At 65.8% G+C, this 20,146-nt stretch carries 22 protein-coding genes; 9 read left to right on the top strand and 13 right to left on the bottom strand.

Features of this window, described 5'->3' with window-relative positions; genetic code table 11:
- The first annotated feature begins 34 nt into the window (after positions 1-34).
- Positions 35-793: a hydroxyacylglutathione hydrolase gene (gloB, locus tag V7066_RS13630; RefSeq protein ID WP_334183581.1), complete on the top strand. Its 759-nt coding sequence runs from the start codon at positions 35-37 to the stop codon at positions 791-793.
- A 33-nt stretch (positions 794-826) separates the two neighbouring features.
- On the opposite strand, the gene purT is transcribed toward gloB, so the two are convergent.
- The 10 genes from purT to V7066_RS13580 all read right to left on the bottom strand — a co-directional run bounded on the left by purT (position 827) and on the right by V7066_RS13580 (position 10,572).
- Positions 827-1,993 (bottom strand): formate-dependent phosphoribosylglycinamide formyltransferase, encoded by a 1,167-nt coding sequence (gene purT / locus V7066_RS13625; RefSeq protein WP_334183580.1) that lies wholly within the window; start codon positions 1,991-1,993, stop codon positions 827-829.
- A gap of 30 nt (positions 1,994-2,023) precedes the next feature.
- Positions 2,024-3,382, bottom strand: coding sequence for a magnesium transporter (gene mgtE, locus V7066_RS13620; RefSeq protein ID WP_334183656.1), 1,359 nt, complete (start codon positions 3,380-3,382; stop codon positions 2,024-2,026).
- Positions 3,383-3,660: 278 nt separating this feature from the next.
- Positions 3,661-4,266, bottom strand: a complete 606-nt coding sequence (locus tag V7066_RS13615; RefSeq protein ID WP_442947329.1) for a F0F1 ATP synthase subunit B family protein — start codon at positions 4,264-4,266, stop codon at positions 3,661-3,663.
- The gene (locus V7066_RS13610) at positions 4,259-4,753 is read right to left on the bottom strand and encodes a F0F1 ATP synthase subunit B family protein (RefSeq protein ID WP_334183579.1); all 495 of its coding nucleotides are present in this window, start codon (positions 4,751-4,753) and stop codon (positions 4,259-4,261) included. Before V7066_RS13610 ends, V7066_RS13615 begins: the two co-directional genes overlap by 8 nt.
- Before the next feature lie 98 nt (positions 4,754-4,851).
- Complete coding sequence (locus V7066_RS13605) at positions 4,852-5,076, bottom strand: F0F1 ATP synthase subunit C (protein WP_007013775.1); 225 nt, start codon at positions 5,074-5,076, stop codon at positions 4,852-4,854.
- Positions 5,077-5,116: 40 nt separating this feature from the next.
- Positions 5,117-5,902, bottom strand: a complete 786-nt coding sequence (locus V7066_RS13600; protein WP_021233351.1) for a F0F1 ATP synthase subunit A — start codon at positions 5,900-5,902, stop codon at positions 5,117-5,119.
- Positions 5,903-5,955: 53 nt separating this feature from the next.
- Positions 5,956-6,276: an AtpZ/AtpI family protein gene (locus V7066_RS13595; protein WP_086493426.1), complete on the bottom strand. Its 321-nt coding sequence runs from the start codon at positions 6,274-6,276 to the stop codon at positions 5,956-5,958.
- Between the two features lie 389 nt (positions 6,277-6,665).
- Positions 6,666-7,067 (bottom strand): YdbL family protein, encoded by a 402-nt coding sequence (locus tag V7066_RS13590; RefSeq protein WP_334183578.1) that lies wholly within the window; start codon positions 7,065-7,067, stop codon positions 6,666-6,668.
- Positions 7,067-7,354 (bottom strand): YnbE family lipoprotein, encoded by a 288-nt coding sequence (locus V7066_RS13585; protein ID WP_334183577.1) that lies wholly within the window; start codon positions 7,352-7,354, stop codon positions 7,067-7,069. Before V7066_RS13585 ends, V7066_RS13590 begins: the two co-directional genes overlap by 1 nt.
- On the bottom strand, positions 7,351-10,572 hold the full coding sequence (locus V7066_RS13580) for an intermembrane phospholipid transport protein YdbH family protein (RefSeq protein WP_334183576.1): 3,222 nt from the start codon (positions 10,570-10,572) through the stop codon (positions 7,351-7,353). Before V7066_RS13580 ends, V7066_RS13585 begins: the two co-directional genes overlap by 4 nt.
- A 41-nt stretch (positions 10,573-10,613) precedes the next feature.
- Between V7066_RS13580 and radC the strand changes: the two genes are divergently transcribed.
- From radC to V7066_RS13565, 3 genes are read left to right on the top strand one after another with little or no spacing between them, the layout of a single operon-like run.
- Positions 10,614-11,351 carry a RadC family protein gene (gene radC / locus V7066_RS13575; protein ID WP_334183654.1) on the top strand — a complete coding sequence of 246 codons (738 nt, stop codon included), beginning with the start codon at positions 10,614-10,616 and terminating at the stop codon, positions 11,349-11,351.
- A 1-nt stretch (position 11,352) separates the two neighbouring features.
- Positions 11,353-12,126: an NRDE family protein gene (locus V7066_RS13570; protein WP_334183575.1), complete on the top strand. Its 774-nt coding sequence runs from the start codon at positions 11,353-11,355 to the stop codon at positions 12,124-12,126.
- 52 nt (positions 12,127-12,178) lie between these two features.
- Entirely contained in the window at positions 12,179-13,312 is a 1,134-nt protein-coding gene (locus V7066_RS13565) for an endonuclease/exonuclease/phosphatase family protein (RefSeq protein WP_334183574.1), read from the top strand.
- A gap of 160 nt (positions 13,313-13,472) precedes the next feature.
- On the opposite strand, the gene V7066_RS13560 is transcribed toward V7066_RS13565, so the two are convergent.
- Positions 13,473-14,498 (bottom strand): alpha/beta fold hydrolase, encoded by a 1,026-nt coding sequence (locus V7066_RS13560; RefSeq protein ID WP_334183573.1) that lies wholly within the window; start codon positions 14,496-14,498, stop codon positions 13,473-13,475.
- Positions 14,499-14,904: 406 nt separating this feature from the next.
- On the opposite strand from V7066_RS13560, the gene purB reads away from it, so the two are divergent.
- The 4 genes from purB to V7066_RS13540 all read left to right on the top strand — a co-directional run bounded on the left by purB (position 14,905) and on the right by V7066_RS13540 (position 18,244).
- Positions 14,905-16,218 (top strand): adenylosuccinate lyase, encoded by a 1,314-nt coding sequence (purB, locus tag V7066_RS13555; protein ID WP_334183572.1) that lies wholly within the window; start codon positions 14,905-14,907, stop codon positions 16,216-16,218.
- 90 nt (positions 16,219-16,308) lie between these two features.
- Positions 16,309-16,653: a LapA family protein gene (locus V7066_RS13550; RefSeq protein WP_334183571.1), complete on the top strand. Its 345-nt coding sequence runs from the start codon at positions 16,309-16,311 to the stop codon at positions 16,651-16,653.
- Positions 16,654-16,657: 4 nt separating this feature from the next.
- Positions 16,658-17,335: an orotidine-5'-phosphate decarboxylase gene (gene pyrF, locus V7066_RS13545; protein WP_334183570.1), complete on the top strand. Its 678-nt coding sequence runs from the start codon at positions 16,658-16,660 to the stop codon at positions 17,333-17,335.
- Between the two features lie 150 nt (positions 17,336-17,485).
- A complete protein-coding gene (locus tag V7066_RS13540) occupies positions 17,486-18,244 on the top strand; it encodes an SIMPL domain-containing protein (protein WP_334183569.1) in 759 nt (252 codons plus the stop codon).
- 154 nt (positions 18,245-18,398) lie between these two features.
- Here the strand turns inward: V7066_RS13540 and V7066_RS13535 are convergent, their stop codons facing one another.
- Complete coding sequence (locus tag V7066_RS13535) at positions 18,399-18,821, bottom strand: DUF4019 domain-containing protein (RefSeq protein ID WP_334183568.1); 423 nt, start codon at positions 18,819-18,821, stop codon at positions 18,399-18,401.
- Positions 18,822-18,868: 47 nt separating this feature from the next.
- On the opposite strand from V7066_RS13535, the gene V7066_RS13530 reads away from it, so the two are divergent.
- Positions 18,869-19,519, top strand: a complete 651-nt coding sequence (locus V7066_RS13530) for a phosphoribosylanthranilate isomerase (RefSeq protein ID WP_334183567.1) — start codon at positions 18,869-18,871, stop codon at positions 19,517-19,519.
- 132 nt (positions 19,520-19,651) lie between these two features.
- On the opposite strand, the gene V7066_RS13525 is transcribed toward V7066_RS13530, so the two are convergent.
- Positions 19,652-20,119 carry an outer membrane protein gene (locus V7066_RS13525; protein ID WP_334183566.1) on the bottom strand — a complete coding sequence of 156 codons (468 nt, stop codon included), beginning with the start codon at positions 20,117-20,119 and terminating at the stop codon, positions 19,652-19,654.
- Between the last annotated feature and the right edge of the window lie 27 nt (positions 20,120-20,146).

The raw sequence follows: 20,146 nt of genomic DNA, 5'->3' as shown, positions 1-20,146 counted from the left end.
TCAATCGCTACATAGGGCCTCAAGGAGAGATCCCATGCTCGAAGTCCACCAGTTCCCCTGCCTCAGCGACAATTACGGCTACCTGCTGCACGATCCCGCGAGCGGCCAGACCGCCTGCATCGACACGCCCGATGCCGACGAATATCTGCACCAGGCCGCCCACAAGGGCTGGCAGATCACCCAGATCTGGAACACCCACTGGCACCCGGACCACGCGGGCGGAAACGGAGCCATCAAGGCCGCGACCGGCTGCACGGTCATCGCGCCCGAAGGCGATGCCGGGAAGATCGAGGGCGTGGACCGCACCGTCGCGCAAGGCGACATCGTTCTGCTGGGCGACTGGAAGGCAAAGGTTCTCGATGTCGGCGGGCATACCCTCGGCCACTGCGCCTATTACCTGCCCGGCGCGCATGTCGCCTTCGTCGGCGATTCGGTCTTTGCACTGGGTTGCGGGCGCATGTTCGAGGGCCAGCCCGCGCAGTTCTGGGAGAGCCTCCAGCGCATCAAGGCCCTGCCGGTCGATACGATGCTCTACTGCGCGCACGAATATACGGCGGCGAATGCGAAATTCGCGGTTCATGCCGATCCGGAGAACGAGGAACTGATCGCCTATGCCCGCGATATCGAGCGCGCGCGGGCGACAGGCCTGCCTACCGTCCCGACCAAGCTCGGCCGCGAACTCCTGACCAACCCGTTCCTGCGCGCGGACGACCCCGCGCTTCAGGCCCGCTGGGGCGGCGGAAACGCCGTCGAGACATTCGCCGCGCTGCGCGAAGCCAAGAACAGCTTCTGATACGACAAGGGGGGCACGTGCCCCCCCCTTCCCTCACTTGTAGACGATACGGACCTTGCCCGCCGCCTCCGCCGCCACGCGGCGGGCGGTGTCGGTATCTTCCGCCAGCGCCAGCGCCACGCCCATGCGGCGATAGGGCCGCGTCACCGGCTTGGCGAAGATACGCAAGTCCATCTGCGCGCCCGGTGTCGCCAAGGCCTCTGCCTGGCCTTCGTAGCCGAAGGAGTCGCTGTCCCGGTCGGCCAGGATCACCGCGGAGGCGCTTGCCCCATGCAGCACCACTTCGGGAACCGGCAGCCCGAGGATCGCCCGCGCGTGGAGATCGAATTCGGAGAGGTTCTGCGAAATCAGCGTGACCATCCCGGTATCGTGCGGACGCGGCGAGAGTTCGGAGAAGATCACTTCCTCGCCCTTCACGAAGAACTCGACGCCGAACAGGCCGTAGCCGCCGAGATCGTCGACCACCTTGCGTGCCATGTCCTGCGCTGAGGCAATGGCGGCAGGTGCCATCGGCGTCGGCTGCCACGATTCCTGATAGTCGCCGCGCTCCTGCCGGTGGCCGATCGGCGGGCAGAACGAGACGCCCTCGCGGCTGCGGATCGTCAGCAAGGTGATCTCGTAGTCGAACGCCACGAATTCCTCGACGATCACCCGCTTGCGGTCGCCGCGCATGTTGGCGACGGCGTAGTCCCAGGCCTTCTCCAGATCGGCGGCATCGCGCACCGTGCTCTGGCCCTTGCCCGAGGAGGACATGACCGGCTTGATGACGCAGGGCAGGCCTGTGTGCTCGGCGCCGGCCAGCACTTCGTCGAGGCTTTCGGCATAGCGATAGCGCGAAGTGCGCAGGCCCAGTTCGACGGCGGCGACCTCGCGGATGGCGTCGCGGTTCATGGTCATCTGCGTCGCACGGGCCGAAGGAACGACGCAGAAGCCTTCCGCCTCGACTTCGGCCAGCACTTCGGTGCGGATAGCCTCGACCTCGGGAACGATGAAGTCGGGCCTGTGCTTCTCGATGGCGGCGCGCAGGCGCTCGCCGTCGAGCATCGAGAAGACCTCGAACCCGTCCGCCACCTGCATGGCCGGCGCGCCCTCATAGGCGTCGCAGGCGATCACCTGGCAGCCCAGTCGCTTGGCCGAAATCACGAATTCGCGCCCCAGTTCGCCCGAGCCGAGCAACAGGATCTTCGCGGTGAATGCCATGGGGCGGTCCTTTCGTTTGATTGCGCGGCCCTAGAGCAACGTCCCGGAGAGAATGGCAAGGGCAATGGTGAAGTAGATCACCAGACCTGTGACATCCACGAGCGTCGCGACGAACGGTGCCGAGGCGCTGGCCGGGTCGAAACCGAGCTTCTGGAGCAGGAACGGCAGCATCGAGCCAGCCAGCGAACCGAAAGTCACGATCCCGACCAGCCCCGCCGAAACGGTCGTGGCGATCAGCACCCAGTGGCTGCCGTAATCGTAGAAGCCCAGCGCTTGCCACGCGGCGATGCGGACAAAGCCCACAATGCCGAGAATCGCGCCCAGGACCATGCCTGCGGGCAGTTCGCGCAGCGCCACCCGCCACCAGTCGCGCAGGCGCACCTGCCCCATCGCCAGGGCCCGGATGATGAGCGAGGTCGCCTGGCTGCCACTGTTGCCGCCCGAGCTCATGATGAGCGGGATGAACAGCGTCAGCACCACTGCGCGGGCGAGTTCGTCCTCGAAGTGCTGCATGGCGCTGGCGGTCAGCATTTCCGACAGGAACAGCACACTCAGCCACCCGGCCCGCTTGCGAATCATCTCGAAGAAGCCGGTTTCGAGGTAGGGCCGGTCAAGCGCCTCGACGCCGCCGAACTTCTGCACGTCCTCGGTATGCTCGGCCACGAGCGCGTCGAGCACGTCATCGACGGTAACGATGCCGAGCGGGCGCCCCGCATCGTCGACCACCGGCAGCGCCAGCAGGTCGTGACGGCGAATCAGGTCGGCCACCGCCTCGCGGTCCGTTGCAGGCGTCACCGTGACCGGCTCGCGATCGCGGGCGAGGTCGATGGCGGGCGAATCGGGGGCGGCTGCGATCAGGCGCCGCAGCGAGATCGTCGCATCGAGACGGCCGCGCTCATCGAGGAGGAACACCGAGTAGACGGTCTCGCGGCTGCGTTCGACGGTACGGATGAGATCCAGCACGTCCGCCACGCTGGCCGAGACCCGCGCAGCGACGAATTCGGTGGTCATCATCCCACCGGCGCTGTCTTCCGGCCAGGCCAGCAGGCTGCGCAGCGACGTCCGCACGTCGGGCGCGAGGGCACCGAGGATCTGGGCGGCCACGTCCTCTTCCATCCCGGCAAGGACGTCGGCCGCACGGTCCTCGGCCATCTGGGCGACCAGATGGACCGCACGCGGCAGCGGCAGCAGCGGCAAGACTTCGGGCGCCGCCGTGAATTCGGGACGGTCGAGCACGGCAACCGCGCGCACGTCGGCCATGCGGCCGAGCTTGGCGGCAGCGGCCTCGGGTGCCAGCGCCTGGAGCATCTCGACGATATCGGCAATGTAGAGCCCGCTCTTGGCGGGACGGGCACCGGCAGTCACGCCGGCGAGGAGGTCGTTCACCATCATCACACCTTTCGTCCGCACGACCCGGGCGGACGAAAGGCCAGCGAGAACTAGCCAACGACCTCCGGACGTGCGGTTCTACTGGAACTGTCGCTTGACATGTCCTCGCTTCCTGAAACACCGCAGCAACATAGGCTGCGCGGGCGTCGCTGTGATCTCAATTGCATCGCCCGTCAACTCCGGATCGCGGCCGGAGCGAACATGACCCTGATCGGCACATAAAAAAGCCCCCGTGCAGCGCACGGAGGCCTCTTTGCTTCACAGCCGATCCGAACGGATCAGATGCCGGCGATAGCCTGATCGACCAGCGCCTTGTCGGCATCGGCCGAGTGGTTGGTCTTGATCAGACCGCTGGCGGCAGCGGCGGCAGCCGCGGCGGCCTGCTGGCGCAGTTCGGTCACGGCAGCGCGTTCGACGGCGCCGATCTTGTCCTGGGCCATCTTCTCGCGGCGCGCGATGACGTCGGTCGTGTCGGCCTGGGCCTTGGCGACGATCGTCTCCGCTTCGTGGCGAGCATGGTCGAGCAGAGCGGCGGCGTCCTTTTCGGCACCGGCGATCTTGTCGGCATATTCCTTGCGCAGGGCTTCCGCCTCGGCGCGCAGGGTCTTCGCCTCTTCGAGCTGGGCCTTGATCTCGGCAATCTTGCCGTCGAGGCCGCCGGAGATCATCTTCGGCAGGCCCTTCCAGACCATGATCGCGAGGAGCACCAGCATCGAGGCGCTGACGACCGCGACCGGCGGGGCGACGCCCAGCAGCAGCGGTTCGGCGTGATGTTCGACGCCCGCCTGCGTTCCAGCCATTTCCGCGCCTTCGTGGGCAGTGCCCTCGGCGACGGCCGTGTCGGGACCAGTGTCGGCAGTGGTCGGCTCAGTGTTCTCAACCATGGACCAGGTTCTCCTTCACGGCGGAACGAACCGCGCCGTCGTCGAGGGTCAGGCCGGCAATGCGGCTGACGATCTCGCGCGTGGCGTCGGCGGCGACGTCCTCGATCTCGGCGGCGGCCGAACGGCGCGCCTCGGAGATGCGGGTTTCGGCTTCGGCGAGCGTGGCGTCGATGGCCACCTGGGCGGTCGCGAGACGCTCGGTCGTGACGGCAGCGGCCTTGGCGCGGGCTTCCGCGATAAGGGCCTGCGCCTCGGCGCGGTTGGCGTTCTCACGCGTGCGCCAGGCTTCCTCCTCCGCATCGGCCTGGGCGCGAGCGCGTTCGGCGGCGGCGAGGTCGTCGGCAATCTGCTTGTCGCGCTGCGCAACCGTATCCATGATCTTGGGGACCATTCCCCGTCCGACGACGAAGAACGTGAAGCCGAAGAAGATCAGCATCCAGAAGATCTGGCTGGAATACGTCGCGGCTAGCTGTGCGATCTGAGGCATGGGTCAGCCCTGTCTCGAAGTGGCCGGTAGAATTCTTGCGTCCTCTCCGGCCGCCGTACCAAAGGGTTCGGGCAGCCGGAGGGGATCAGTGCGCGCGATCAGGCGAAGATCAGCAGCGCGGCAACGACGAACGACAGCAGGCCGAGAAGTTCGGCGCCGGCGAAGCCGATGAAGAGGCGGCCCTGCTGGGCGTCAGCGGCGCCCGGATTGCGCAGCGCGCCTTCGAGGAACTTGGCGAAAACGCTACCCACGCCGATCGAGGCGAGGCCGCAACCGATAGCAGCGAGACCGGCACCAAGCAGCTTTGCAGCTTCTGCGTCCATTTCAAAAACTCCCTTTGGAAAACTCGAGTGAGACTGAAAATCAGTGAAGGTTCTCTGCGTCGTTCAGATAGACGCAAGTGAGAAGAGCGAAAACGTAGGCCTGGATGCCGGCGACGAGCAGCTCGAGAGCGCAGATGCCGACCATCAGGATGAAGCTGGGCAGACCGGCAATGGCGAAGAGGCCGATGCCGGCATTGCCGGAGCTGATGACGAAGCTCGAAAGAACCTCAAGAAGAACGTGACCGGCCATCATCGCGACGAAGAGACGCAGACCGAGGCTGAACGGGCGCACCAGGAACGAGATCAGTTCCACGCAGAAGATCAGCGGGATCATGATCACCGGGGTGCCGTGCGGCACGAACAGCGAGAAGAAGTGCAGCTTGTGCTTCGCGAAACCGACGATGAGGACGATCGCGAAGGAAAGCACCGCGAGAACGCCCGTGGCCGAGAAGTGGCTGGTGAAGGTGAAGGCATGGAGGCCGATCACACCCAGCGGCAGCAGGCCGAGGAAGTTCGCGAAAAGAATGAACATGAACAGCGAGAAGATGTACGGAACGTACTTCTTGCCGCCGGGGCCGACGTTGGCGGCCAGCATTCCGTCGATGAAGCCGGTGAAGCTTTCGACGGCCATCTGCCAACGGCCGGGAACGAGCTGCCGCTTCATGCCGCCAGCGACGAAGAACGCCAGCGTCACGGCGGCGATCGCCATCCACAGCGTGCTGTTGGTGAAGGCGATATTGTAACCGGCGATGCTCCAGCCTTCCGAGCCGAACAACGGCTGGATGCTGAACTGGTGCATCGGATCGACCTTCGCTTCGGCTGCCACGCGAATATCCCTGTCGCCAATGAACGACAGCGCCCCTGCTCATCCCTTTCGGGTCAATCCGGGCGCCGGTTCGAATTCCTGATAATGTTCCTGAAGGCGACGAATATTCCTGCGAATAGCATCACCATCAGACCCCAGGGCGATGTTCCGGCAAAGTGATCGATCACCCAGCCAAGAAACAGACCACCGGCAACCCCACCGAGCAAGTCGGCCAGGACGCGGTTACCGGCACGATAGGCATCGTCGGTTTCCGCACCCGCGACCGGCTTCTGACGCTGCGCTTCCCGCTCGCGAAGGGCTTTGAGCCGATCGTCCAGCGAATCGAGGCGCGCATCCTCGCCGACAGGGTCCCGTGCGGACGGCTCGTCGTTCATGTCCCGGCTCCTCCTCAATCGAATAGGAACGTAATGACGCGTTCAACGGCTGCCCGCCGAGGGCGCCGACCCCTTAGGGTGGGGGCATTCCCGAGTCAACCATGACGGGACGCGCACGGCAACAGTTGTTCACACGCCAAGCCGTGTGACCAAGTGCCGAACAGGTCTCGAAAATGGTAATGCTCGGACAATACCGCAAGGACGATGGCGAAGAAAAATCGTCGCGGCACACCGCGTCCTGCCTCACCGCGTCAAGCTGCCAAAGGGCTTGTCGGTTTACGGTCGCGCGGACGTCAGGCATTTGACATACAAAAGGAGCGGCCGAAAATTCCGACCGCTCCTTTTGTAAGTCTGCATTGAACGCTCATCCGTAACCGGAAGCGCAACCGTCAGGGGCAGCGCGGGTCACGATCGGGGGCACCGGCGCCGCGGACCTGCCACGAGCCGTCAGTTGCCTGGTATTTTTCGCCCGGCTGGGTCTGCGCGATCAGGCGGCAGGCCGTGGCGAAGGCATATTCCTCGATCGTGCTCTTGCCGGCGGCCTTCTCGGTGAAAATGGCGCGGCGCTTGTTGTTGATGTCGCGGACCATGGCGCGGACCTCGGCCGAGGCATTGCCGATAACGCCCAGATAGCCGTCCTTCTGCTCGCCGACCTGCCCTGCGGCGCGGGCCGCAGCATAGGCCGGATCGCGGCCTTCCTGCGCCAGCGCAGCAGTTCCGGCGCCCAGAGCCAGCGTCAGGGCCGCCGCACCGCACAGAGTCACGAAGCTGTTCAAACGGGTCTTGCTCATCAGAATACGCCTTCGTTCTGCTTGATCGTGTTCTCCGCGTCCTGGGAGAGCCGATAGATCACTTCCTGCCTGATGTTGATGTTGAGTTCGATGACGATCGGCTTGTCCGGAGCGGATACGTTCACGCAGCCCCCCAGCGCCGATCCGAAACCCAGCACCAGCATCGCGGCGCAAACGGCGCGCCCACCGAACCGGAAACCCTTCCGCTGCGGGTCGTCTTGTGCCTGGCTCATCATGGCCGGGCTTGTCGCAGCCGGAACGCTTCCGGTCAATTCCAGGGCCTTCATGGGTTATTCTCGCTGACTGGAGGCTGAATGGTGGCTGGCGCGGGACGAATCGAGTCCGGCGCGGCCGAAGAGGTGGGAGGCACAATGAACGGCATGCCGTTCTGGATGCCCAGGGTGCGCGGGTCGGTGACGTAAGTGGGATCGTAAAGCGAGCGCATCGAGCCGAACAGGCTGAAGAACGGCGCCTTGATCTTGACGATGAAACGGATCGGCAGCTTTGCGATCTGGCGGGTGAGGAAATTGCGCTGCGCCGTGTCGCCCTGGCTAAGGCCGTCGAAGCTCAGCCGCGTGAAGATATCGCCCGCCAGCGAACCGCCGAGGCCGATCTCCATGTGCTTGTACTTGACCGATTTCAGTGCGCCGAAGGCGAAATTGCCCATCGCCGACAGGTCCTTGTAGGTCAGCGCGCCGAGGTAGCTGACGCTGCCGCCAGGATCGCGCGAGGCCAGGTAGCCGTCGACGATACGCCCGCCCTGCTCGTCGAAGACCATCGGCACTTCACCGTCGAACACGCCGCTGGCATTGATGTTGGTGAGTTCGAGGTGCTGCACGAACGTCGCGGCATCCAGCCCCTTCACCTTGAGCTTGTAGTGCCGCGTCTCGGCCACGCCGATTCGCATGGTCGCCGGATCGAGCGTGAGCGTGCCGGCCATGAACGGCCAGCGCGCACCGTTGAGGCGCAGCAGGAAATCCGGCTCCATCTGGAACGACAGTTCGCCGTCGTTCACTTCGATGCCGGGATTGATCGAGGCGATCTTCAGCTTCTGGTCCGGCGCGGTCACCAAGCCGAGCAGATCGGTGAACACGACTTCGCCGGTCAGGCCCTTCACGGGACCGAACGGAGCCGCGAAATCGAGCGCATCGGTGGCGAAGCGGCCCTTGCTGGTCACGCCCCGCTCGTTCCAGTCGATCCGGCCCGTGCCGTGGACTTCGCCTTGCAGATTCGAGACGATACCCAGCAGCAGCGGCGAGAGCGCCTCGGCCTGCATGTCCTTGTCGAAAGTGATTCCCGAAACCGCGAGATCGGCATGACCGCCCGCCGTGCCGAGGTCGTGGACGATATCGGCGCGGACGACCTCGCGATCGGTTTTCGGCTCGCGCATGACAGCCTGCGCGGTGATGACGTTGTTCTCCAGCCGCAGCACCGCGTCGTGGGCGATCAGGGGCTGGAAACGCGGAACCGGCTGGCGGTCGACGAGCGTGAAGCGTGCCTGGTCGATGCTCAGCACGCCGCCCGCATAGCGCCAGTTTCCGGCCGTCTGCTTGAGGTCGAGCGGCACCGCGGCCAGCGAAATGTCGGCTTCGTCGAAAGCGCCGCCGATATCCTTGCCCACTTGCGCGTCGAGCGTGGCGAGCCGGAAGCGCGAGGGCGCGTCCTGCGGCCCCAGGCTGACATCGATCGCCCTGGCGGTCAGCGCGCCGGGCCTGCCCGCGAACTGGGCGTAACCGAGCGGACCGCTGGCGATACGGATCGGTGTCTCGCCCAGCCGTCCCGACACGTCGAGCGCGGGAACGCCCGCCGCTATATCGAAGCCCTGGCCCCGGCTGCGCAGGATCGCCTGCCCTTTCGCAGGGCAGACTTGCAGAGCGCGCCGGTCCAGCGTGAGATTGGCGAAAGCAAGGCGGTCGAAGCCGATCTTCGTGCAGGTCGGCCAGACCGAAAGCGAGCCGTCGGCACCCCAGCGGCCGTCGACGGGCAGCATCAGGTTCTGCGCGGAACCGCCGGGCAGCGCGCCGGAAAGCCGCGTCTCGCCGGTGAAATGCATGGCGCCATCAGGAGTCTGGCTCAGCGCGAAACGCGGCACGGCGAGGCGCGAATCGCCTGCGCGATATTCCGCCATCTCGACCTGAAGCGCGAGGCGCCCGCGCGCGTCGCTTTCCATGCGGCCGGTCACGTTCGGCAAGCCCTGCCCGCCGCTGGCGAAATTGCCGGTCACGACCGGACGGCGCGCACCGAACACCGCCTGCACTTTCGATAGGTCGAGCAACGAGGCCCCGCTGCCGCCGCGCAAGTGCCCGCGCGGCAGGACAAGACTGATGCGCCCCTCTTCCCGGCGCAGGACGAGGCTGGCGTCGAGCCTGCTGCCGCGCGTTTCGCGGGCGAGCGCCGTGCGAACCTGCCGCAGGATCGGCGCGGCCAGCGTGCGCTCGCCGGACTTCTCAGCGCCTGCGAGCAATGCGTTCACCGATTCGCCCAGTGCGAGGTTCCGGCCCGTCACATCGCCGTCGAGATCGAAATGGGCAAAACCGGCGTTCGCCCGCATCCGCCCGTTGAAACCGAGTTCCGCCAGCCGGGCCTGCGGCGTGACCAAGCCGCGCGCCTTGACGTCGAACTGCGCATTCAGCGCAGCCTTGCGGAAGGTGAAGCGCCCCGTTCCGGTGAGCCCGGACAGGCGATTCGCCGCGAATGCGCCAGCACCGGCATCGAGGCCGAGCTTGCCCTCGGCACCGTCGAGCAGGCGATCCAGCGTGACATCGAGTTGCGCGCCGCTCTGCGCCAGTTTCAGCGACTGCTGCGGACAAGTGACACCGGCCAGCCGCAGCGGCCCGGTGAAACGCGGCCTGCCGTCGGAGACGCGCAGCTTGCCGTAGAGCGTCGTGCGCCCGGCCTCGCAGCCCCCAGCCGCGAGATGCGGCGACAGGGCAGCAAGTTCGCCCTTGAAGCCTCCGCGCAGCCCGCCCTCGCCCGCCAGTTTGGCGGCGATGCGGCCGTAGTCGCTCTCGATAAGCGCGCGCCCGTCGACGACGGCGACATCGTAGTCGGGTAGAGCGTAATCCTTGGTCTGGCCGCTCGGCTCCATCAGCTTGTCGAGCGATCCCAGGCTGAACCTGCCGCCATGAAGCGATCCGAACAGGCGCGGGCGAATCACGGTGATGCGGCCGATTCCCGGCCATCCCCAGTTGAGCCGCGTGGCAACGCGCAGTTCGGCAATCGTCAGGTCCGGATGCTTCGGATCGCCGATCACGAGGTTGCGGACCACCTGCTCGGTCGGCCCCACTTCCTCGATCTCGTAACTGGCCGGAAGGCCCAGCTTCGCCAGTTCGCCCGAGATCAGGTTCTTGGCGATATCCTCGCGCAGGAACCACACGGCGCCCAGCCCGACCGCCGCGCTGGTGAGCAAGGCAAGCGCGATCGCCCGCCTGCGCTTGCGGCGCGGCAGCGATATATCCGCCGATGCGGTAGGTTCGTCATGCTCCTGCGGCATTCGGTCCTTCACTTGCGCTCGCCGCTCGGGAAAGGCAATTGTCTGTGCACGTTATGCCCGACAGCAACAGTCTCTTCGATGAACCCGCCGATCTGGTTCCGGACCAAGCGCCCGATCCGGGAAAGGACCCGAGCGGGCATCGGGCGCGGCTGCGCAAGCGTTTGCTCGACGGCGGAGCGGAGGCTCTGGGCGATCACGAGGTCATCGAACTCCTGCTGATGCAGGCAGTTCCCCGCCGGGACATGAAGCCGGTGGCCCGCAGCCTGATCCACCGCTTCGGATCGCTGGCGGGCGTGCTCCAGGCCGACCCCCGCACTTTGGCGGGCCATCCCGACATGGGCGAGGCCACGGTCGCCGCGCTGAAGGTGGTGACGGTCGCCGCCACCCGCCTCGCCCGCCAGAAAGTGCGCGAGACGCCGGTGATCGGCTCCTGGCAGGCGCTGATCGACTACTTGACGATCGACATGGCCCACCTCACGCGCGAGCGGGTGCGGGTGCTCTATGTCAATGCCAAGAACATGCTGATCCTCGACGATCTCGTCGGCGACGGCTCGATCGACGAAGCGGCGATCCATCCGCGCGAAGTGATTCGCCGCGCGCTCGACATCGGCGCCACCGCGCTCATTCTCGTCCACAACCACCCCTCCGGCTCGCCCGAGCCCAGCCGCGCCGACATCGACGTGACCAACCGCATCGCCGAAGCGGGCCGCCTGCTGGGAATCTCCGTGCACGACCACGTCATCATCGGCCGCGAGGGGCATATCAGCCTGCGCGCCAAGGGCCTGATCTGACATGTGCGTCGCGGCCCTGGCCTGGCAGGCCCATCCGGACTGGCCGCTCGTCGTCGCAGGCAATCGCGACGAGTTCCACGCGCGCCCTTCCGCACCGCTTGCGGAATGGCAGGACGGCAGCGCGATCATCGCCGGGCGCGACCTCCTCGGCGGCGGGACGTGGCTGGGTGTCTCGACGCAAGGCCGCATGGTGCTCGTCACCAATTACCGCGTGCCCGAAGGCTCGGTTCCCGGCAGACCCTCGCGCGGCAAGCTTGTCACCGACCTGCTGCAAGGCCGCACCTCCGGATCGCTCCCCGATTCGCTTGCAGCGATGAACCCGTTCAATCTCGTCGAAGTGGCATCCGGCGAGGCGCGGTTCCTGACCAATTATCCGCGAATCGAATCGCGTCCCCTCACGCCCGGCATCCACGGCCTCTCCAACGGCGGCTTCGACCTGCCATGGCCCAAGACCGTGCAAGTAGAGCAGGCCGTGACGCAGTGGCTCGCGGCAGGATCCGGTGATCCGGCTCCGCTATTGGACAGCCTGGTTGCCGAAACGCCCGCCGCTGACCTCGCCCGCGCCGAGGACGGTCCGGAACCGCGATTCGCCCCGGTCTTCATCCGCGATCCGAACTACGGCACGCGGTGCAGCACGGTGATCGCCGTCCACCACAGCGGCAGCGGCCTGATCGCCGAACGCAGCTTCGCCCCGGACGGAACCGTGACGGGCGAAGTCCGCATCGATTTCGCCTGGCCCAATTCGCCGTCCTTTCAGGCACAAACACCTGTATAAGTGGCCCCCTGTATAGGTAGACCGCGTAGCGGTTCGGTGCGACAGGGGGCTTATGCGACAACGACCGGCCGATCGGAAGCGGCTCCCCATCCTTTCCTCATCCCGTCTGCTGAGCGGCTGCCTCCTGCTGCTGACGGCCGGATGCAGCACGCTTTCCCCGCCCACCCGGCAGCTCGCCTGCGACGCCGCGCTGCCCCCGCAGGTCACACTCTCCGCCGACGGCCAGAGCGCCACGACCACGCTCTCGGTACTGACCTACAATATCGAGGGGCTCGGCTGGCCCGCGCGCAGCGGTCGCAAGCCTTCCTTGACGGACATCGGCCGCCACCTCGCGGAGATGCGCGCGGCCGGTACCGCGCCCGACATTGTGCTGTTCCAGGAAATGTTCGGAGACCCGGCCAAGCGCGCGGTCCGTTCCTCCGACTATCCCGCCATCGAATCCGGCCCGCGCCGCACCACCCGCGCGCGCGGCTCGACCAGGGAGAAACTGCCCGGCGTATCCCGGTGGAAGCGCGGTGAACTCGGCATTCACGTCTACGGCAGCGGTCTCGCCATCGCCTCGCGCTATGCCATCGTCGACACCGACCGGCGCGCCTACGGACGCAAGTCCTGCGCCGGGTTCGACTGCCTCGCCAACAAGGGTATTGCACTAGCCCGCATCGACATTCCCGGCGTGCCGACGCTGATCGACGTCTACGACACCCACATGAATTCGCGCGGCGCCTCCAAGGCCCCTGCCCCCCGCAACCTCGCCGCCCACGACCGACAGGCGCTGGAGGCTTCCGAATTCATCGACCGCACCCACGACGATGCGACGCCGGTGATCTTCGGCGGCGATTTCAACATGCGCCACTCCGAAGAACGCTGGGAGAATTTCTCGCGCTACCAGTCGCTCGAACTGGTCCACCGCATCTGCCACGACCCCGCCTCGGGCTGCGAGGTCCGCATGTCGTGGGACGGCGACGAGCCCTGGATGGACACGCAGGACCTCCAGTTCCTGTGGAGCGGAGACCGCGTGCAGATCCGCCCGATCCGCGTCGAGGCCCTGTTCGACGGCAGGCCGGGCAGCCCGCGGCTTTCCGACCATGACGGTTTTCTCGTCACCTACGAACTGCGCTGGAACGCTTCCGAAACGCGCCGCCCCGGGTGCAGCCCGATACCGGGAGCACTGACTGCCGGCCGGTGAGCTTCGTCTGACGGCCTCCCCGCGACCCGCGTCATTGCGAGCGTAGCGAAGCAATCCAGGGCGGTTCCGCGCGACTCTGGATTGCCGCGCGGCTTCGCCGCTCGCAATGACGAAGGTTGGACTACGGGGGCAGATCAAAGCTGACGGGTCGGTATCGGCCTTAAGGCGCGGGCGAGGACAAGATTTCCAGCAGCTTCGCGCCGAAGACTTCCGGTGCCTCCACTTGCGGGGAATGGCCGTAATCGGGAAATTCGACGATCCGCGCCGAGGGCATGGCCGCTGCCGCCCGCGGCGCCGCTTGCGGAACCGATGTCAGCTTGCCCCGAATTTCCGCCGGTGCCTGGCCTTTGCCGAAGACCGTGGTGTCCTTCATGCCGATCATCAGGGTGACCGGCACCGCGAGTCTGCCGAACTCATGGCTGACCGGCTGGGTCAGGATCATTTCCGAGGTCTTCGCCTGCGCCAGTTCGGCCGCGTCCTGATCGGGGGTCGCATATTGCCCCGCCAGCATCTTCACCCAGCGGTCGTAGCGCGGGTTCCAGTCGCCATGATAATAGGTGTCGAGCTGGTACTGCCGCATTTCCGCGTAGCCCTTGGCGCGTTCGGCCGCGAGCAGCTTTTCGACGGGAACATAGGGCACCCCCTCCGCCATCGAATCGACCAGCCCCAGCGGATTGACCAGCACCAGCCGCTCGACCGCCTGCGGATACATCAGCGCGAAACGCAAGGCCAGCATGCCCCCGGTCGAATGGCCGAGCACCACCGCCTTCTCCAGCTCCACCTTCTCCATCAGCCGATGCGTGGCATCCGCCATCATCGCGAAGCTGTATTGCGCCGAGGCGGGCTTCGAGGACTTGCAGAAGCCGAGCTGGTCCGGGATCAGCACGCGGTAGCCCGCACCCAGCAGGGTCCTGGCGGTATCCTCCCAGGTAGCGCCGCAGAAGTTCTTGCCGTGCAGCAGGACCACCGCATGGCCGTTCGGCTGCTCCGGCTTGACGTCCATATACGCCATCGAGGCCTGCTCGGCCCCGACCTTGATATCCATCCGCTCGACGGTCCAGGGATAGGGAAAGCGTTCGAGGTCGGTGCCGAATTCCTCCAGCTTGATGTCCTGCGCGTCGGCCTGAAACGGGGCGCTGCCAAGCGAGAAAGTCATGGCGAGAATTGTCAGAAGCGCGCGTCGCATCGCGGTCCTTTCTGTTGCGAAGGGAGCCGGTGCGGCATCCCTTCAGCCGTGCACGGATAAGCGCGTGAGGCTTCGAATGGCTCCTTAGAAACGGAAAATCGTTTTCCTACAACAGCTAGCCCTGACATCCTGCTACACATGCGCAGATCCTATCGCCGTTCCCTGCCGGTTTTCGCAAGCGCCGAAGGACACGAAAGGGGCGGACTTTTTGCTCTCCTGACTGTGTAAACCGTGTCAACTTGCGCGGGAACCGGCACTTTGCGGCGCGATGATTCGGGCAAGGCCGGGCCTGCCCGCCCTTGCCTTTATCGCAAGCCCGCCCTAGCGGCTCCGGGCAAGAGGCCCAGGCAGTAGCCGGTCCCCGCCCGCAAGGTCACATCCCGCTAGGTCACACTAGGAGTCGAACATGGTCCCCCGTTACGCCCGCCCCGCAATGACCGCGATCTGGGAGCCCGAAGCCCGCTACCGCATCTGGTTCGAGATCGAGGCCCACGCCGCCGTGAAGATGAGCGAGATGGGCACCGTGCCCGCCAGCGCCGGACAGGCTCTGTGGGACTGGTGGGGCACCAACCCGAAGATCGACGTCGCCGCGATCGACGCCATCGAAGCCGTGACCAAGCACGACGTCATCGCCTTCCTCGACTGGGTCGCCCAGCAGGTCGGCCCCGAGGCGCGCTTCATGCACCAGGGCATGACCAGCTCCGACGTGCTGGACACCACGCTGAACGTGCAGCTGGTGAAGGCCGCCGACATCCTGCTGGAAGACCTCGATGCCCTGCTCGCCGCGATCAAGCGCCGCGCCGAAGAGCACAAGTACACCCCGACCATCGGCCGCAGCCACGGCATCCACGCCGAGCCGGTGACCTTCGGCCTGAAGATGGCCGAAGCCTATGCCGAATTCGCGCGCTGCAAGAAGCGCCTGATCGCCGCGCGTGAAGAAGTCGCCACCTGCGCGATCTCGGGCGCCGTGGGCACGTTCGCCAACGTCGATCCGGCGGTGGAACAGTATGTCGCCGACAAGATGGGCCTCGAAATCGAGCCGGTCTCGACCCAGGTCATCCCGCGCGACCGCCACGCGATGTTCTTCGCGGTGCTGGGCGTGATCGCCAGCTCGATCGAACGCCTCGCCATCGAAGTGCGCCACCTGCAGCGCACCGAAGTGCTGGAAGCGGAAGAATACTTCGCCCCCGGCCAGAAGGGCTCGTCGGCAATGCCGCACAAGCGCAACCCGGTGCTGACCGAAAACCTCACCGGCCTTGCCCGCGTCGTCCGCTCGTCGGTGAACCCGGCGATGGAGAACGTCGCACTCTGGCACGAGCGCGACATCTCGCACTCCTCGGTCGAGCGCTTCATCGGCCCCGACGCGACGATCACCCTCGACTTCGCGCTCGCCCGCCTCACCGGCGTGGTCGACAAGCTGCTCGTCTATCCCGAGCGCATGCAGAAGAACCTCGACCGCATGGGCGGCCTCGTCCACTCGCAGCGCGTGCTGCTGGCGCTGACCCAGGCCGGCCTGACGCGCGACCAGTCCTACCGCCTGGTGCAGCGCAATGCCATGAAGGTCTGGGAATCGGACGGCCAGCTCTCGCTGCTCGAACTGCTCAAGGCCGACGAGGAAGTCACCGCCGCGCTGCCGGTCGAGGTGATCGAGGAGAAGTTCAACCTCGATTACCACTTCAAGCAGGTCGACACGATCTTCGCTCGCGTTTTCGGGAACTAAGCCCCCCGCCGACACTTCCCATGCCTCGCAATCGCGCCTAGCATCAGGCGCGATTGCGAATGTCTTGGTACACAAATTGCCGGAGGGAACATGCATATAGTCCGCACGGTGCTGTGGGTCGCAATCACCGCGATCCTGGTCGCATTCATCGTCATGAACTGGACCTGGGTCGACGTGAACTTCTGGCCCCTCGACGGTGCCAACTACATGCACTTCCAGTGGCCGGTGGGCTTCGTCGCGCTGGTCTTCTTCGTGCTCGGCATGGCGCCGGTCTGGCTCTATTTGCGCGCGATGCGCTGGCGCCTCCAGCGCCGCATCGCCAGCCTCGAAAATTCACTGCGCGCCAACAGCGTACCTTCGAGCGTTCCGGCAACGGTTCCCGAAGCATCGCCTGTAACGCACCTTTCCACTCCCGAACCTTCCCCGGAATCCTGAGACCATGAACAGCAATCCCGTCTATCTCGCCCTCGACCTTCCCCGCCTCGATGCCGCCGAGGCGCTGGCCCGCAAGGTTTCCGGGCATATCGGCGGGATCAAGCTCGGTCTCGAATTCTTCTGCGCCCACGGCCACCACGGCGTCCATGAGCTGCACAAGCTCGGCCTGCCGATCTTCCTCGACCTGAAGCTCCACGACATTCCCAACACCGTGGCGGGTGCGATGCAGGCGATCCACGTCCTCGAACCCTCGATCGTCACCATCCACGCCGCGGGCGGCCGCGCGATGATGGAAGACGCCAAGGCTGCGGCGGGCGAGAACACCAAGGTCGTGGCGGTCACCGTGCTCACCAGCCTCGACGGCGGCGATCTCAACGCCATCGGCGTCGCTGCAGAGCCGCACGAGCAGGCCCTGCGCCTTGCCGAACTGGCCCAATCCGCCGGTCTCGACGGCATCGTCTGCTCCGGCCATGAAGTCGGCGCGGTGCACCGGCAGTGGAAGGACGGTTTCTTCGTGGTTCCCGGCCTGCGCCCCGACACCGATGGCAATGGCGACCAGAAGCGCATCATGACCCCGCGCGCCGCACGCGATGCCGGTGCCAGCGTGCTCGTCATCGGCCGTCCGATCAGCCGCGCGGAAGACCCGCTGGCAGCCGCGCGCGCGATCGAAGCCACGCTTTAACCGGAAATGCCCGGGCGTCGACGAGCTGGATCGGCGCCCGATTCACCCAAACCTTTCACAGCGCAAAATGCACGGTTCAGCGCCGGGCAACCTCCCGCCCTCCAGATCGTTGATCCGGCCAATGGATGGCCGAATGGAGAGTGCGACCTCATGAATTCCCTGAACCTGCTTGCCGTTACCACGGCCGCGATCGTCTCGGCAGCGGCCGTACCGGCCATGGCCCAGGACTCCGGCCTGGTTCCCGCCATCGCCGCCGGGCACACCCTGCTGACCGTCAATGCCCAGGGCTCGTCCACGCGTACGCCCGACATGGCGAACTTCTCGGCGGGCGTCACGACCCAAGGCACTACGGCCAGCGAGGCGCTCAATGCCAATTCCACGCGGATGAACCAGGTCATCGCCTCGCTGAAGCGCGCAGGCGTGGCCGACAAGGACATCCAGACCAGCAACCTCAGCCTGAACCCGGTCTACGCCCAGCCCAAGCGCCAGCCCGACGGCAGCTACGTCGACGGCCCGCGCGAGATCGTCGGTTACGAAGCCAGCAACACCGTCGGCGTGCGCCAGCGCAAGCTGGACGACATGGGCAAGGTGATCGACGCCCTCGTGAAGGCGGGTGCGAATCAGGTCAACGGACCCAATTTCTCGCTGTCCCAGCCCGACGCCGCCCAGAACGAAGCGCGCGTGGCCGCCATCAAGGACGCCCGCGCCCGCGCCGACCTTTATGCCGGCGCCGCCGGCATGCATGTTACCCGCATCGTCTCGATCAGCGAGAGTGGCGGCTACGCGCCTGCACCGGTCATGTACCGCGCCAAGGCGGACATGGTTTCGCTCGCTTCCGCCCCGCCGGTGGCGGCCGGAGAGCTGGAAACGAACGTCAACGTCACGGTCCAGTTCGAACTGGCTCCTTGATTGTCGGACTCCAAGGACGGGTCGCCATTTAGGCCAGGTGGAGCCGAGAAACGTGATTTTCGAGCACCGGAGCGCAGCGGACATTATGTCCGTGAGCACCGGAGCACAGAAAATCGCGGTTCGCAGGCCCGCATGGGCTGAATGGCGACCCGTCCTAGTTGAGCATCATGTCCTGTGACTGGATATCGTAGCCGGTCAGCGTAACTTTGCCTTCGTCACCCTTGCGATAGACGAACTGTTCGACACCGGAGCCGTGCTCGAACGTCGTCTGGTAGGTCAGGGTGACGAAGGTTCCGCCGGTGGTGGCATTGGCGTTCCAGCCCACCTGCTTGGCTTCCTTCACCTTTCCGAGCTTGCGCTGCACCGCGTCCAGCACCTTCTCGAGCGACGCCCGCTGTGCGCCCTGTCGTAATTCCGGATCGGCCTGCTGCCAGATCGTGCGCAAGTCACCGGCGTCCAGCGCCTGGTGGAACTTGCCGACTTCGACCTCGGCGTCCTTGAACGACTCCTTCACCCCGCAGCCCGCCAGCATTGCGGCGGCGGCAAATGGCATTAGATAGCGGCCCAGTCTGTTCATCGTCGGTCCCCTTGCATCGGGACCGCAATCTAGGCCGGAAACACGACATGCCAACTGCGGCGATCAAGATCTGCGGGATAAGCACCCCCGAATCCCTCGAAGCCGCGATTCGCGCGCGCGCTGCCCATGCCGGATTCGTGTTCTTCCCCAAGAGCCCCCGCAACGTCACCCCGGCCGAAGCCGCCGCGCTTTCGCAGCGCGCGCAAGGCCGGATCGGGCGGGTCGGCCTCTTCGTTGATGCCGAGGACGCGGTGATCGCCGAGGCCGTCGCCAGCGCCCGGCTCGACACCCTCCAGCTTCATGGCAGTGAAACACCGGAACGCGCAGCCGAGCTTCGCGCACGCTTCGGCATTCCCGTGTGGAAGGCGCTCTCGGTCGCGACCGCGGAAGATGCCGCCAGAGCGAGCGCTTATGCGGGCGCGGTCGATCTCGTGCTGTTCGATGCCAAGACGCCCAAGGGAACCCTGCCGGGCGGCATGGGTCTCAGCTTCGATTGGAAGCTGGTGGCGAACTGGAAAGGTCCTGTCGCCTGGGGACTGGCCGGAGGGCTGACCCCGGAGAACGTCGCGGAGGCCGTCCGGCTCACCGGCACACCGCTGGTGGACACCTCATCGGGCGTCGAAAGCGCACCGGGTATCAAAGATTTGAACCGTATCGAAGCCTTCGCGCGCGCCGTGCGCAGCGCCTCGGACTTCTGAGGGGCTCTTAAACAACAAGAAAGGGCGGCCCCTCATAGACCGCCCTTCCCTGGCTTACGCTCCTTGCAGAGCGGATTCCCTATTCGGACTCCGGCCCGACGAACTCGGTAGCTGCGTCGGGCCGGAATTCGATCAGAACTTCACGCCAACGCCAACCAGGCCGACGTCTGCGTCGGTGGTGTGGTCGCCGATCAGCAGGTGCTTGTACTCGACCTTGCCGTAGAAGCGGTCGTTCAGGGCCTGCTCGACGCCGCCGCCGACAGCAACGGCGCTGTTGCCGAACTTGCTGAACTTCGACTGCCAGGTCGAGTTGGCATAAAGCTTGGTGGTCGGGGTGACCTTGAAGCCGGCGCGGCCGCCGACGCCCCACGAAACGCGATAGTTGTCGGCGAGGATCTTGTCCGCCGAACCTTCAACGCCCACGAAGAACTTTTCGCCCAGGTCGTAGTCGTAACCGACTGCAACGCCGCCGACTGCTTCGCTGTTGCTGCCGTCCCAGATGATGCCGGTGCGGGCTTCGACGCGCGCTTCGTTGGCAAGAGCGGGGGTGGCGGCGGCCACGGCAGCAACCGCGGCGAGCGAAACGAGTGCAATACGCATATTCTTAAACTCCAGTATGTTCCCGGC

It is taken from the genome of Novosphingobium sp., from assembly GCF_036820275.1.
Taxonomy (GTDB): domain Bacteria; phylum Pseudomonadota; class Alphaproteobacteria; order Sphingomonadales; family Sphingomonadaceae; genus Novosphingobium.
The sequence above is the reverse complement of the archived record's forward strand: the minus strand, read 5'-3'. Positions and strand labels throughout refer to the sequence as shown.